This window comes from Chitinophaga varians, assembly GCF_012641275.1.
Lineage (GTDB): Bacteria > Bacteroidota > Bacteroidia > Chitinophagales > Chitinophagaceae > Chitinophaga > Chitinophaga varians_A.
The window spans coordinates 152,334-167,734 of record NZ_JABAIA010000003.1 but is presented as its reverse complement, the minus strand read 5'-3'; the positions used below and the strand labels follow the sequence as shown (position 1 = coordinate 167,734).

Here is a 15,401-nt window from a genome sequence, read left to right as displayed (position 1 = left end):
ATATGCATCTCATTCAAAAACAGCTGGTAGACGTGACTTTCAACGGTCCGGAATCGCAGGCGCTGCAACTACAGCGTGAGCTGTCTGCCCTGTGTGAAAATGAGCTGCTGCCCGCCATTGAAAAAGTGCTGGCGCCCTATGATTTTTTAGAAGATGATCTGATTTTTGATTATCTTAGTATCAGCGTTGACGACCTGCGGACGGGCAATTTCCGGCAGCTGTTCACAGACGCTGTAGCGCAGCAGTTGAAAGCAACCCTTGCGCAAAAGATACCGCTCCTTTCAGGAGAAGTATCTTCCACTACCTCCGACGTAATAAGGATAAAAAATAGAAAAAGAAGAGAAGCACAAAGTGCCGATCATCGGAATGTTGAGCAAATACTCTTCCATTTTCTCCTGCATGGCGTATATCCCTGGTGGGTATTGCCGGACAGGGCCAGGGAATGGAAGGGTGTTATGCTCAACATTTTTTTTGCACCCCATCCACCGATTACGCAGCTATTGCATATACTGAGAACAGTCCCTGTGGCACGGGAACGCCTGGCAGCGCAGTTTCCGGCAGACTGGCAGCAACAACTGCTGCAACAGATTGCTCCGGACGTGTATACTGCTACGTTAGCTGCCATTACAACATTACAGCAGTATATACCCCGCACGCGGGATATAACAGGGCAGGCTATACGTAAATGGCAACTGGACATCCTTGCGCAGGAACAAACCGCTCTTGCTGAAGCAACCCTGATCGCCAGCGCGCTGAGCAGCCTGCTGCCGGCCGGTCTGTCAATGCTGCAAACACTAGTGCAGGAGAACCTTCCCGGTCCGTTACAGGCCCTGGTGCAGCAGCAACTGGAACAACAGGCGGTCATCTCCCTAAAAGCAAAAACAAACACCTCCCCTCCTCCGGAAGAAAAACATACTGCCGCCATCACGGACGGTTACTATATACATAATGCAGGACTGGTATTGCTGGCGCCTTTTATCAGCCGGTTCCTGCAATACTGCGGGGCAGCCGATGACAAAACGCTGCTACGCCCCGGCTATGCCGCCGCCCTGCTGGAATGGCTGGCCACCGGCCGCACAGACATCGGCGAAGAAGAAATGGTGCTGAACAAAATACTCTGTGGTATCCCGTTGTCGCAAACGATGGAAAGAATCACCGTCATAGAACAGGCACACCAGGAAGAAGCTGCCAGTCTCCTTAAAATGGTGATCAGCAACTGGCCTGCCCTGAAAAACACCAGTCCCGACGGGCTGCAGGCGAGTTTCCTCCGGCGGCCGGGCAAACTGTCTGTCCGTGAAAACGACGGCAACTGGTTGTTGCAGGTAGAACGGGAAAGCTATGACGAATGGCTGTTGCCCGACCTGCCATGGGGCTATAACATGGTGATACTGCCTTATACCCCGCATAAAATGATCTGGACAGAATGGATATAACCGATTAAACCAACAGGAATGAAAGCAGGTGCAGATGCGGCCCCCAAAACGTCTGCCGCACAAAAAGCCCCCAAAAGCGCGCCTTCATTGAAAAATGAAGAGAAGCCCTTTTTTGCGCCTGCCATGCCCCCGGTACAAACCAAGCTGAAAGTAGGCAGCCCCAACGACCCTGCGGAAAAAGAAGCAGACAACATGGCCGACAAAGTGATGCGCATGCCCGCCGACAAGCCGGCAGCCAGCGTTTCCGCAGGCAGGAAAATACAAACCAAAAAAGAAGAAAAACCAGGCATACAAGCCAAACACAAAGACAGTAAAAAAATCCGCACCAAACGGGACGAAAAAAAGATTCAAAAGAAAGAAGAAAAAATCCTGCAACGAAAAGGAGAAGGCACGCCCATCACCGCCACCAACGAAATCGGGGAAGGCATCCGTCAACAGAGCGCCGGCGGATTCACGTTATCAGACGATACACGGAGTTTTATGGAAACACGGTTCAATGCTGATTTCAGCAACGTACGTATCCATACAGGGCCGGAATCGGCACAGCTCAACAATCAGCTGGGCGCCAAAGCCTTCACCTACCAGAACCACATCTTCTTTAACCATAACCAATATCAGCCCGAAGCACCGGCAGGCAAACACCTGCTGGCACATGAGCTGACCCATACCATACAACAGGGACAAAGCATACAACGTGCGGAAGCCACCAAAACCGAAGCCGCCAAACCAGCCATGGCAGCACCCACCGCTACCGCCATGGCGCCGCAGATACAACGGTTCCTCGGCATCGACATCCCGTCATGGCAAGACGTGCTCGACTGGCTCGCGGAAAAAGCCTATCATATTCCCGGCTACCGCATGTTCACCATCGTGATAGGCGTGAACCCGATCAACGGTGAATCTGCCGACCGCAGCGCCGCCAACATCCTGCGGGCCATCGTGGAATTCCTGCCCGGCGGCCACCTGATCACACAGGCACTTGACAAATACAACGTATTCGAGAAAGCCGGCAGCTGGGTGGAACAGCAACTGAAACGCTTCTCCGGTCTCATGGGTGAAGTCAAATCCGCCGTCAAACAGTTCATGGACGATCTTGACTTCCTCGATATCATCCTGCACCCGGTGCGTACCTGGGAAAGAGCCGTGGCCATCTTCACCAAACCGGTGAACGATATCATCGACTTTATCAAAAGTATCTTCCAGGCCATTATGCAGTTCATCCGCGATGCCGTGCTGAAACCGCTGGCTGAACTGGCCGCCAGAGCGCCCGGATTTGACCTGCTCTGCGCCGTGCTGGGCACCAACCCCATCACCGGCGAAACAGTGCCCCGCAACGCCGATACCCTCATCGGTGGTTTCATGAAGATGATCGGACGGCAGGACATCTGGGAGAACATCAAAAAAGGCAATGCCATACAACGGGCTTTCGACTGGTTCCAGAAAGCCATGAAAGGCCTGATAACAATGGTGACCAGCTTCCCTGGACAGTTCATCGCCATGCTGAAGTCACTGGAAGTGATGGACTTCATTGTGCTGCCCAACCTGTTCAGGAAAGTATTCAGCGTGTTCGGCAGCTTCGCTTCCGCCTTCTTTAACTGGGCTTTCAACACCATCTTCGACCTGCTCGAGATCATCTTCTCCGTGGTGGCCCCGGGCGCTATGCCTTACCTGTCCAAGGTACGCAGCGCCTTCCGCAGCATCATCGAAAAACCGATGGTCTTCGTCGGACACCTGATCAACGCCGTGAAGAAAGGCTTCAACCAGTTTAAAGACCGCATCGGCACCTGGCTGAAGAACGCGCTGATAAGCTGGCTGCTCGGCTCTCTCGAAGGCGCCAACCTGTATATACCACAGTCCTTCTCCCTGAAAGAACTGCTGAAACTGGGACTCTCCGTATTCGGCCTCACCTGGCAGAACTTCCGCGTGAAACTGGTGAAAGCCCTCGGTGAAACAGCCGTGGCCGCGCTGGAAACAGGTTTCGATATACTAAAAACACTCGTCACCGAAGGCCCCGCCGCAGCATGGGACAAAATACAGGACAAGATAGAAGAACTGAAATCCCAGTTCATCCAGGAAGTCACCACGTTTGTAACGGTCACCGTAGTGCAGAAAGCCATCGTTAAACTGCTCTCCAGCCTCAACCCTGCCGGCGCATTCATACAGGCTATCCTTGCTATTTATGACACCATCATGTTTGTCATCCAGAAGATCAAACAGATAGCACAGGTAGGCATGGCCGTTGTCAACAGCATCGTGGAAATAGCCAGCGGCAATATCAGCAAAGCAGCCAATGCCGTGGAAAACGTGCTGGGAGGCCTGTTGAAAATGGCTATTAGTTTCCTCGCCAATTTCCTCGGACTGGGCAAAATATCCGATAAGGTAGTGGAGATCATCAAAAAGCTGCGCGCACCGGTAGACAAGGCCATGGACAAGCTGGTGGACTGGATCGTGGCAGGCGGGAAAAAACTGCTGGGTGGCATCAAAAACAAAGTATTGGGCTGGCTGGGCGTTACACAGGGCTTTACCGCCAAAGACGGGGAATCGCATACGATCAGCTTTAAAGGCAAAGATGCCAATGCGAACCTGTATGTGAATTCCAGGCCCAAGCTGGTGACCGACTATCTCAATGAGCTGGCCGCCATACCGGAAAACGGGCCTTACATCGGTGCGGCCAGGAGCGCTTTCGACAATATCGCCAAACTGAAAGCCAATGATCCCGGCGATGATCCGGCGAAAGTAACAAAACAGAAAAATGATATTGAAGCCGAATTCAAAAAGCTCGCCGCTGCATTCAGCCAGATGAAAGGCGGCACACAACAGACCATGGAAAACGTGGCCATCGTCTTTAACCGCAGCAGCCTGACCACGCCGGTGGAACATAAAGAATTCGACGATCAGCTCGAAATGCAAAAGAACGCATTAAACAACATGACGATCCTGATCTGGCTCAGAAACAGAAACACCTTTGAACAGATAGGCAGGAGCAAACAAGGCACCAGGGCCATGCGGCGCGAAAGAACGCTGGAATGGACCAACCTGAAAAACCAGTACATAGCAGCCGGGAAAACACCTGCCGACGCAGAAAAACTGGCGGATGCCGATATGAAAGGCAAAGCCAAGCTTCATGTCATAGACCAGGTCGCAGGCGGGTACGACGATGAATTTGCCAAAGCCTCCGGCCTTTCCCGCGTTAATTCCATTATCGGTCCGGGCTGGGTCAACAAGATCCCGCTCATCCTCGATAAAATCAAAAAAGTAGATCCTAAAGCACAGGAAACAGCGAAAATAAACGTAACATTATCCTAACGTAAAATCATATGCAACAGATCGATACCTTTCTGGCAAACCTGCCACCCGACAAAGGCGCCTTTCCCGCCATCGCTCCTGCGGTGCAGGAAAAATATGCGTCGCTCGTGCCGGGTTTCCTCCTCGATATCTGGAAGAACAGCGGTATCTGCTCGTTTGGAAATGGTTTTATCTGGACCGTTAACCCCGACGACTATACGGACATTCTGCCGAAACTGGGAGAGCAGTACAAAAACGCTGTGGCCGTGCTGCGCACCGGATTAGGCACTGTGTTCTTTAAACAGGGAGATGAATATCTTTTCTTCGATCCTGTATATCTCGATGTGTCTTCCCTGCAGAACGTGCCGCTGGAAATCATCATGAACTATACCATTGGCGACAAAAGACCCGCTAATGAACTGTTCTATCAGAAGCTATATGAAAAAGCGCTGAAACGGCTCGGTCCACCGGCGTTTGACGAATGTTTTGCCTTTGTGCCCGCCATCGCCCTTGGCGGAGAAATGAATGAAGAAAACCTCCAAAAGATGAAACTCAGGGAACAGTTGATACTCCTCACACAACTGATATAAAATGAACACCTCTTTTCATATACCCCTGCAATACCTCCGGGAATACATCCTGGGAAGGCTGGCACTCCATTTTGGCAAAGCCACCAGTGTAACGATCAACGCCGATGCCTATGTACATGACGGCTCCCCTTTCGCCACCTGGATGGAAGAAGCACAACCCGACGCACCGGAGTTCGTCGCCCTGCTACTGGCACTGGCCCCGCATTTGCAGCCAGGGTTCTTTGAAGAAATTCTCCGGGAATATATCCCCGAAGGAGGAGATTTTATTCCCTTTGGCGGCATCAAATCCCAGCATCACCGGGGCATGTTGCCCACCGGCGAAACGCTGTTGTTCGTGCTGGCAGGCAATGACCCGGACAAACGGACAGACCTCCAGGGCAGCCTGCTGTACCAAAGCCGCTTTTTCCGTCAGGGCACCCTGAGCATTGAGCCGGTGAACATAGGCGAACCCGTGATGGCAGGACAATTATTGCTCGCTGCAGAAACCCTTGACTACTGGCTTACCGGCCGTGTCAGCCACCCGCGCTTTTCTCCGGAGTTTGCCGCAGAATATATCACCACCGACCTGTTATGGAGCGATCTTGTATTGCAGGAGAATACTTTACAACAAATACGGGAAATAGAACAATGGGTAATACATCACCGCACCCTGCTGGATGACTGGCAGATGATCAAAAAAGTAAAAAGAGGCTACTGCGCACTGTTCCACGGCCCTCCCGGCACCGGCAAAACCATGGCCGCCACCCTGCTGGGCAAATACACCCAGCGCGACGTGTTCCGGATAGATTTGTCCAAAGTAGTGTCCAAATATATCGGGGAGACAGAAAAAAACCTGTCGCGCATTTTTGACAGGGCAGAAAGAAAAAACTGGATACTGTTCTTTGATGAAGCGGACGCCCTCTTCGGCAAAAGAACAGAGATCCGGGACGCCCATGATAAATACGCCAACCAGGAGGTAGGCTATCTGCTGCAACGTATAGAAAGCTATGACGGCCTGATTATCCTGGCCTCCAATTTCAAAGGCAATATGGACGAGGCTTTTCTGCGTAGGATGCAGAACGTGGTGTACTTTCCTGTGCCTGCCGCCCCGGAAAGACATGTGCTTTGGAACCGCGCGTTCCCGGAAAGGGTCACCCTGTCTTCCGGTATTTCACTCGAACAAATTTCCCTGCATCATGAACTGACCGGCTCCAATATTAACAACATCGCCTTCCATTGCTGCCTGAAACTCATCAGCGATCAACGGATGGAACTTACAGGCGCCGACCTGCAAAGCGCCATTCACCGTGAACTGATGAAAGAAGGCAAATCTTAAATTTTCGCCTTTTCCCTCTAAACAACTCACATTGACATCCTGGCCCGGGGCTTCTGCCCCGGGTTCGAATTTTATAAGTGTTTCTTGTAATTGTGTAACATTTCCATCCCCGCTATCCACCAATTTTGTCATCATAAAAAACTGATGACATGCAACCGCTTACGTCCACACCCGAAACCATTACCCTGGCCGTAAAACAGCTGACAGCAAAGATCTACGGCGGCGATTTTGTGTTCCCGGAAAATTTCAATCTGGCCCAACAGGTGTCCCGGTCGCTGCAACTGGACTACGCCACCGTCTGCCAGGCTTTCCTGGCGATTGAAAATATTACACTGGAAAAATATATAGAAAATCTGCGCACTGAGAAAACAAAGGAATGGCTGGTATATACAGACGATTCCCTTCAGCAGATAGCAGCCAAACTGGGATTTCACAGTGCCCGTCAGCTGTCGGCCCATTTTAAGGCCGCTACGGGGCTCAATACGGGCTATTTCAAGGAAATCCGGAAGTCCAGGCAGTCCATACAGGCCATGCCCGGAAAACCATCTTAAAATTATATACAAATCATCCTTAATCATATAACAACACCGCCTTCCACTGTCGGTACCTTTGTTAAAATTATAAAACAGACCACTATGACCACCTTAACGCTTAACGATACATCCAGGGCCACCAGCCATCAACATAAAAAAGGACTCATTAAAGAAACCTATCCCGTACTGGAAATGACCTGCGCAGCCTGCGCAGTGAGCGTAGAATCCACTCTGGGCTCCGTTGAGGGCGTAAGCGCCGCCGGCGTGAACTTCGCCAACCAGACCGCCTGGGTGGAATACAATCCCGGCGTTACCACGCCCGAACAATTACGCGATGCCGTGAGAAGCGTCGGTTATGATATCGTCATCGAAAAAGAAAACCAGGACGAGATCAAGGAAGCCGCTCAACAGAAACACTATCAGGCGGTGAAACAACGCACTATCTGGGCTTCTGTGCTGTCGCTCCCCATTGTCGTCATCGGTATGTTCTTTATGGATATGCCCTACGGCAACTGGATCATGATGGCGCTTGCCACACCCGTAGTGTTTTTCCTGGGCCGCAGCTTCTTTGTCAACGCGTGGAAACAGGCCCGTCACGGTAAAGCTAACATGGACACGCTCGTGGCCCTCAGCACCGGTATTGCCTGGGTGTTCAGCGCCTTCAATACCATTTACCCTGAATTCTGGCACCAGCGCGGATTGCACGCCCATGTGTATTTCGAAGCCGCTGCCGTGGTGATCGCCTTTATTTCTCTGGGTAAACTGCTGGAAGAAAGAGCGAAATCCAATACCTCTTCCGCCATCAAAAAACTGATCGGCCTGCAGCCTAAAACAGTACTGCTGGTAGACGCTTCCGGCGATATCCGCGAAGTGCCCATTGCTACGGTAAAAGTGAATGACGTACTGCTGGTGAAACCCGGTGAAAAAATACCGGTAGACGGTACCGTTACCGGCGGTGATTCTTATGTAGACGAAAGCATGATCACCGGTGAGCCCGTACCGGTACTGAAAAAAGAAGGCGAAAATGTTTTCGCGGGCACCATCAACCAGAAAGGCAGCTTCCGTTTTAAAGCCGATAAAGTGGGTGCAGACACCCTGCTGTCACACATCATCAAAATGGTACAGGAGGCGCAGGGCAGTAAAGCGCCGGTACAAAAACTGGTAGACAAAATTGCCGGTATATTCGTTCCCGTAGTCATCGGTATCGCCATCCTTACCTTCATCACCTGGATGGTCTTTGGTGGCGACAACGCCTTCACCCACGCACTGCTCACTTCCGTGACCGTACTGGTGATAGCCTGTCCATGTGCCCTCGGCCTCGCCACTCCTACCGCCATCATGGTGGGCGTTGGTAAGGGCGCTGAAAACAATATCCTGATCAAAGATGCCGAAAGCCTGGAACTGGCGCATAAAGTGAATGCCGTTATCCTCGATAAAACCGGTACCATCACAGAAGGCAAACCAGTTGTGACCGATCTTTTATATGTAGATGACCAACAACATACTGTTGACCAGTCAGTGCTCTTTGCCCTCGAACAACAGTCAGAACACCCACTGGCAGCTGCTATTGCGCAACATCTCCAACAGGCGGGCGTGAACACAGTGCCTCTTGCGTCTTTTGAAAGCGTGACCGGTCAGGGTGTAAAAGGCACCTACAACGGCCAGACTTACCTCGCCGGTAATAAAAAACTGTTGCAGGAAAACGGCGTGGTACTGGACAACAAATCCATTACCCTTGCCCAGGGCCTGCAGGCAGCTGCCAAAACAGTGATCTATTTCGCCCGTGACAAAAAGATACTTGCCGTGGTGGCCATCGCCGACCGCATCAAGGAAAGCTCTGCTGCCGCCATTGCAGCGCTGCAACGCCAGGGCATTGAAGTGTACATGCTCACCGGCGACAACCAGCAAACTGCCGCCGCGGTAGCGCAACAGGTAGGCATCACCCAGTATACCGCCGAAGTAATGCCTTCCTTCAAAGCCACTTTTGTAAAACAGTTACAGGACCAGGGCAAAACCGTAGCGATGGTAGGCGATGGTATCAACGACTCCCAGGCGCTGGCACAGGCAGACGTCAGCATCGCGATGGGCAAAGGTTCCGATATAGCCATGGACGTAGCCAAAATGACGCTGATCACTTCCGATCTGAACAGCATCCCGAAAGCACTGAAACTGTCTTCCAAAACAGTGGCCACTATCAAACAGAACCTGTTCTGGGCCTTCATCTACAATATCATTGGTATACCGGTGGCCGCCGGCATCCTGTTCCCGGCCTACGGCTTCCTGCTGGACCCGATGATTGCCGGCGCAGCCATGGCGCTCAGCTCCGTCAGCGTAGTGTCCAACAGCCTCAGACTTAAAACAGCTCAACTTTAAACTTAATATTCTACCACGATACATGCCTTTATCATATACCTGGCACACCCAACAGGTCATCCGGGAAACAACAGACACCGTCACTATTATTTTCGATACCCGCGGGGAAAATTTTCACTATCTGGCCGGCCAGTTCATCAATCTCACTTTGAGGATTGATGGACGGCCGGTCACCCGTTCTTATTCCCTTAGCTCCGCACCCGGCACAGATGCCCCTCCCGCCATTACCGTTAAAAAAGTAAGCGGCGGCCTGATGAGCAGCTATATCACCGAAAACGCGGAGAACATCCATAACTGGGACGTTGACGGCCCTTACGGCGCTTTCACCCTGGACGATGACACCAGCAGTTACCGGCACATCGTATTGCTGGCCGGCGGCAGCGGCATCACACCGCTGTTTTCCATTGCGCGGACGATAACCCGCCAACTGCCGGACACGCGCATTACGCTGCTGTATGCCAGCCGGTCCGTCCCGGAAACCATCTTCAAAGCAGCGCTGGACAACTGGGAAGCCCGACACAACAATATCCGCATACAATATGTTTTATCCAAACATACCGCTACCGCGGATGATCCAGCCAATATCATGACCGGAAGGCTCAACAGGATCATTATCAAAAAACTCATCAGGCAAGCCATCGGCGAAAGTACCACACCCGCGCACTTTTTCCTTTGCGGACCGGCGGAACTGATGAAGATGCACCAGGAATCACTGACGGCGCTGGGAGTACCGGACACGCATATACGCCATGAATCGTTTGCCGTGGAAACCACTGCCCCTGCCATCGCCTTGCCCGGTAATACGCAGGAAGTACTGCTGCATTATTACGAGCAAAGCAACCTGCTGGAAGTGCAACCCGGGCAAACCATCCTGGCCGCCGCGCTGGAAGAGAGGATACCGCTGCCGTACTCCTGCCAGTCAGGCACCTGTGGCCGCTGCGCGGCCCGCCTTACACAGGGCGCCGTACATATGCAACAGAACTACGCCCTCCGCAAAGAAGACATCGATGCAGGCTATGTGCTGCTCTGCCAGAGCTTTCCGCTCAATAACGAAGTAACGGTGACCATGGGGGAATAACTACTTATAATTATGTAAAACGATTACTCAATTGTATAACAGTTCAGCCCCCTGTCCGGTGTAATTTTACATCATCAACAATAACAAAAACAAAAAAAGTTAATACAATGGAAACAGTTCAATTCAAAACCAATATCAAATGTTCCGGTTGCCTCGAAAAAGTAACTCCCGGATTAAACGAAACCGCCGGTGCAGACAACTGGGAAGTAGACCTGCAGTCACCTGACAAAGTGCTCACTATTTCCGCTGACCATGTAGACGCAGCCGCTATCCGTAAAGCCGTTGAAACAGCCGGTTACAAAGCAGAAACCATCGCCTAAAATAATTACAGCCATGAAAAAGTTTATTCTTGCCGCATCTATGCTCACCGCCCTCTTTCAGTTCCGTGGTGAAGCCCAGGACAAAGGACAGTCCCCGCTCCTGACCAATTACTACAGCATCAAGGATGCACTGGTAAGCGGTAACGCCGATAACGCAGCCAGCGCAGCCGCCTCTTTCGCTCAGGCAGCTAAAACATCAGACGCGTCCGTTAAAGACAAGCTGATCGCCGATGCGTCCGGTATCTCCGGTACCAAAGACCTGGCCCGTCAGCGGGAAGCATTCAAAGCCCTGTCCGACGACCTGTACCAGCTGGCTAAATCCTCCAAACTGTCAGACCAGCCGATATACCAGGACTATTGTCCCATGAAAAAGGCTTCCTGGCTGAGCAACAGCACCGCCATCAAAAACCCGTACTACGGCAGTCAGATGCTGAGCTGCGGTAAAATAAACGACACCATCAAATAACAGCACAGGCAAGGGAGCCGGGCCCTCTTCCCGCTCCCTTTGCCGCTCTGCTGACTTCCAGCCTCCCGGCGACAATCATCTCTTATGAAACAGCTTTTCGCACTACTCCTACTGCTTTTTACCACACACACCGTCCTTGCACAAAAAACCATCCGTTACGATCTTTACGTGGGCGATACCATGGTCCACTATTCCGGTAAAATGAAGCACGCACTGGCCATTAACGGTACCATTCCCGGTCCTACCCTGCACTTCACCGAAGGAGATACTGCCGAAATATATGTTCACAACACCCTGCATGAAGAAACTTCCATCCACTGGCATGGCCTGATACTGCCCAACCAGGAAGATGGTGTCCCCTACCTGACCACTCAACCTATTAAAGCCGGACAAACACATAAATTCCGTTTCCCGATAGTACAACACGGTACCTACTGGTACCATAGCCATACCATGTTCCAGGAACAAAGCGGCATGTACGGCTCTATCGTTTTTCATAAAAGAGATGCCGCCCCGCAAAAGGAAGAAGTTGTATTGCTAAGTGACTGGACCGACATCCATCCGCACCAGGTTAACCGCATGCTGCATAATGCAAGCGATTGGTTCGCCATCAAAAAAGGATCTACCCAGAGTTACACCGAAGCCATTAAAAAAGGATATTTCGGCACTAAGGTCGCCAACGAATGGAAACGCATGAACGCCATGGACGTGAGCGATGTGTATTACGAACGTTTCCTCACCAACGGTCAGCCTCAGGCCACAGCGCCCACCTACAAAGCCGGCGATAAGGTACGGTTGCGCGTTATCAACGGCAGCTCCTCCACCTATTTCTGGCTCAGCTACGGCGGCGGTAAACTCACCGTGGTGGCCAACGACGGCGCAGATGTAGAGCCCGTGGAAGTAGACCGTTTACTCGTTGGCGTGTCCGAAACATACGACGTGATCGTGACCATCCCGGACAATAAAAGTTACGAGTTCCTCGCCACCGCCGAAGACCGCACCAACAGCACCTCGCTTTGGTTAGGCACCGGTGATAAGGTAGCAGCCCGTCATCTCCCTAAACTCAAATACTTCGAAGGGATGAAAATGATGAACGATATGATGCGCATGGACGGTAACCTCGATACCAGCGGCGGCATGATGATGACCAACCAGACAATGGACATGAACACCGTCATGTATCCGGAAATCACCAACCCCGATTCCACCACCGGCGATATCGTGACGCTCAACTATGGTATGCTCAAAGCACCGGAAAAAACCACGCTGCCCGCCGGTCCCACCAGGGAGTTTAAGTTTGAGCTGACCGGCAATATGAACCGGTACGTATGGACCATCAACAATAAAACTGTTTCCGAGACTGATAAAATCCTGATCAAAAAAGGAGAAAATGTCCGCATCGTTCTGTACAACAATACTATGATGCGCCACCCCATGCACCTGCATGGCCACTTCTTCCGGGTACTCAACGGCCAGGGTGAATACTCTCCGCTGAAAACCGTGCTGGACATCATGCCTATGGAAGTGGACACCATCGAGTTTTCAGCCACAGAGAGCGGCGACTGGTTCTTCCATTGCCATATCCTGTACCACATGATGAGTGGTATGGGCCGTGTATTCAGCTATGAAGACTCTCCTCCCAACCCACAGGTACCTGATCCGGCGAAAGCCTACCGCATGCTGAAACGCGACGACCGTATGTTGCATCTCATGGCCCAGGTAGGGCTGGAAAGCAACGGCAGCGACGGTGAAATCATGCTGGCCAACACCCGCTACCGCCTCTCCGCCGAATGGCGTTTAGGCCTCAACGATAGACACGGCTACGAAAACGAAACACACTTCGGCCGGTACTTCGGTAAAAACCAATGGCTGCTTGGCTACGTAGGCTGGGATGTACGCTACCGCAAAATGGGCGACGACGACGAAAAAAATCTCTTCGGCCAGCGCAACACCAAAGACTTCCGTCAGGTACTGCACCTGGGCGTACAATACACATTACCCATGCTCATCCTGGCAGACGCCTCCCTTGATACCGACGGCAGGCTGCGTATACAACTGATGCGCGACGATGTGCCCGTCACGAAAAGACTACGGTTCAACTTCATGGTCAATACCGACAAGGAATACATGGCCGGCTTCCGGTACATCTTCACCCGCCATTTTTCCCTTTCTACGCACTATGACAGCGATATGGGGATCGGCGCAGGGATAACGTTGTCGTATTGATCTTCCCCGCATCAAATAAAATATTATATTATATTCGATGCATGAAAATCGCAATCACCGGCGCAACGGGTTTTATCGGCTCCGTATTAACGCCGTTGCTGCTGGCCCGGGGACATCAGTTGAGAATCCACGCCCGCAAGACACCATCACCGGTTACCGGCATTACCTATGTAAACGGCTCATTGTCAGATCCTGATTTTGTTGCGCGCTTTGTGGAGGATATGGATGTTGTGATTCACATGGCTGCGGTGATCTCGCTGAGCGATGTTCCTGATATGGATGCGTTCCACTTTAATACTGTCAGTACCCGGCTGCTGGCGGAAGCCGCGCAGCGGGCCAGTGTCCGGCGTTTTTTATTTGTCAGTTCCATTACTGCGTACGAACAAGCTCCTTATGATACGCCGATGGATGAAACCCGTCCCTATACACAGGGTATGCGTTACAGTTATGACCATTCCAAGGCGGTGGCGCAGGAGGCGGCACTGGCCTGTAACGGTCCGGAGCTGGAAGTGATCGTGCTGGCGCCTACGGCCGTGATAGGACCGTTTGACCAGCGTCCTTCTTTGATCGGCGACGCGGTGGTCCGTATTTACCGCGGGAGGATACCGGCGATATTTCCCGGGGGCGTTGATTTTGTGGACGTCAGGCAGGTGGCGCAGGCAATTGTACAGGCGCTGACAGCCGGCACACCGGGGCAGGCCTATATCCTCAGCGGTGAATGGATGACATTAAAAACATTGTCCGCCCATATCGCAAAGATTAAAGGGAAACGTATATTCCTGCCCGTATTGCCATTGTGGCTGATTATGGGACTGCTGCCACTCGTACGGGCCTTTTCGCGGCTGACGGGCGGCGCTCCGTTTTATACCAGGCAATCGGTTTATAACCTTATTCGCAGCAATCGCAAAATAGATAGCAGCAAAGCCCGCAGGGAACTGGGGTTTAATCCCGGCAGCCTAACCGCTGTTTTGCAGGATACTATCGCGTGGTTTAAAGAAAACAAGATGCTCCCATGAATCAATATTTGTCGCTTCAGCAGTACTATCTTTTTATCGGCGGCTGGTCTGCCGTAGGCATCATCACCGCCTTCTACCTGCTGCGGCGGGAAGCTCCCTATGGCCGTTTCACTTCTGAGAAATGGGGACCTATGGTCAGCAATAAAGTAGGATGGGTACTAATGGAAACCACGGTGCTGGTGTCTTTTTTTGTGTGGCAGCCACCGGCAACGGTCAAATGGACCTCGCCGGCAGGAATAATGACCGGCATGTTCCTGTTGCACTACCTGCACCGGAGTTTCGTATATCCGTTTATGATACGTACCCGTGGCAAGAAAATGCCGCTGGTAATTATGTTATCGGCCATGCTGTTTAATACCGTCAATGGTTCATTGCTGGGCTCATGGTTTGCGCACTACGCGCAGTATCCGGATGACTGGTACAGCAGCTTTCCTTTTATAGCAGGTACCTTGTGTTTTTTTACCGGGATGTTCATTAACTGGTCGGCCGATTATCAGCTGATAGGACTGCGCGGCAAGGGAGAAACAGGCTATAAGGTACCACAGGGCAGGCTATTTGAATATGTCACCTCTCCCAACCTGATGGGTGAAATCCTGGAATGGGGCGGCTATGCGCTGCTGACCTGGAGCGCCCCGGGGCTGGCGTTCTTCATCTGGACCTGTGCCAACCTGGTGCCCAGGGCAGCAGCCAACCAACGCTGGTACCGGCAGCGGTTCCCCGATTATCCTGCCAAACGGCGCATCCTGATACCTTTCCTCTGGTAGAA

General features: G+C 52.0%; 12 protein-coding genes. All 12 read left to right on the top strand.

The window, feature by feature from the left end; genetic code table 11:
• Window positions 1-2: 2 nt before the first annotated feature.
• Complete coding sequence (locus tag HGH92_RS24315; RefSeq protein WP_168873417.1) at window positions 3-1,433, top strand: contractile injection system tape measure protein; 1,431 nt, start codon at window positions 3-5, stop codon at window positions 1,431-1,433.
• 18 nt (window positions 1,434-1,451) lie between these two features.
• Complete coding sequence (locus HGH92_RS24310; RefSeq protein ID WP_168873416.1) at window positions 1,452-4,739, top strand: DUF4157 domain-containing protein; 3,288 nt, start codon at window positions 1,452-1,454, stop codon at window positions 4,737-4,739.
• A gap of 11 nt (window positions 4,740-4,750) precedes the next feature.
• Window positions 4,751-5,308: a T6SS immunity protein Tdi1 domain-containing protein gene (locus HGH92_RS24305; RefSeq protein ID WP_168873415.1), complete on the top strand. Its 558-nt coding sequence runs from the start codon at window positions 4,751-4,753 to the stop codon at window positions 5,306-5,308.
• A gap of 1 nt (window position 5,309) precedes the next feature.
• The gene (locus tag HGH92_RS24300; RefSeq protein WP_168873414.1) at window positions 5,310-6,623 is read left to right on the top strand and encodes an ATP-binding protein; all 1,314 of its coding nucleotides are present in this window, start codon (window positions 5,310-5,312) and stop codon (window positions 6,621-6,623) included.
• 149 nt (window positions 6,624-6,772) lie between these two features.
• Complete coding sequence (locus HGH92_RS24295; protein ID WP_168873413.1) at window positions 6,773-7,174, top strand: helix-turn-helix domain-containing protein; 402 nt, start codon at window positions 6,773-6,775, stop codon at window positions 7,172-7,174.
• Between the two features lie 84 nt (window positions 7,175-7,258).
• Entirely contained in the window at window positions 7,259-9,529 is a 2,271-nt protein-coding gene (locus HGH92_RS24290) for a heavy metal translocating P-type ATPase (protein WP_168873412.1), read from the top strand.
• A 22-nt stretch (window positions 9,530-9,551) separates the two neighbouring features.
• On the top strand, window positions 9,552-10,607 hold the full coding sequence (locus HGH92_RS24285; protein WP_168873411.1) for a ferredoxin--NADP reductase: 1,056 nt from the start codon (window positions 9,552-9,554) through the stop codon (window positions 10,605-10,607).
• Between the two features lie 107 nt (window positions 10,608-10,714).
• Window positions 10,715-10,927 (top strand): heavy-metal-associated domain-containing protein, encoded by a 213-nt coding sequence (locus HGH92_RS24280; protein ID WP_168873410.1) that lies wholly within the window; start codon window positions 10,715-10,717, stop codon window positions 10,925-10,927.
• A gap of 13 nt (window positions 10,928-10,940) precedes the next feature.
• Window positions 10,941-11,393 carry a DUF3347 domain-containing protein gene (locus HGH92_RS24275; protein ID WP_168873409.1) on the top strand — a complete coding sequence of 151 codons (453 nt, stop codon included), beginning with the start codon at window positions 10,941-10,943 and terminating at the stop codon, window positions 11,391-11,393.
• Window positions 11,394-11,477: 84 nt separating this feature from the next.
• Window positions 11,478-13,619: a multicopper oxidase domain-containing protein gene (locus tag HGH92_RS24270; RefSeq protein ID WP_168873408.1), complete on the top strand. Its 2,142-nt coding sequence runs from the start codon at window positions 11,478-11,480 to the stop codon at window positions 13,617-13,619.
• Between the two features lie 41 nt (window positions 13,620-13,660).
• A complete protein-coding gene (locus HGH92_RS24265; RefSeq protein ID WP_168873407.1) occupies window positions 13,661-14,635 on the top strand; it encodes an NAD-dependent epimerase/dehydratase family protein in 975 nt (324 codons plus the stop codon).
• Entirely contained in the window at window positions 14,632-15,399 is a 768-nt protein-coding gene (locus HGH92_RS24260) for a hypothetical protein (RefSeq protein ID WP_168873406.1), read from the top strand. The genes HGH92_RS24265 and HGH92_RS24260 overlap by 4 nt, the downstream gene beginning before the upstream one ends.
• Window positions 15,400-15,401 lie beyond the last annotated feature (2 nt).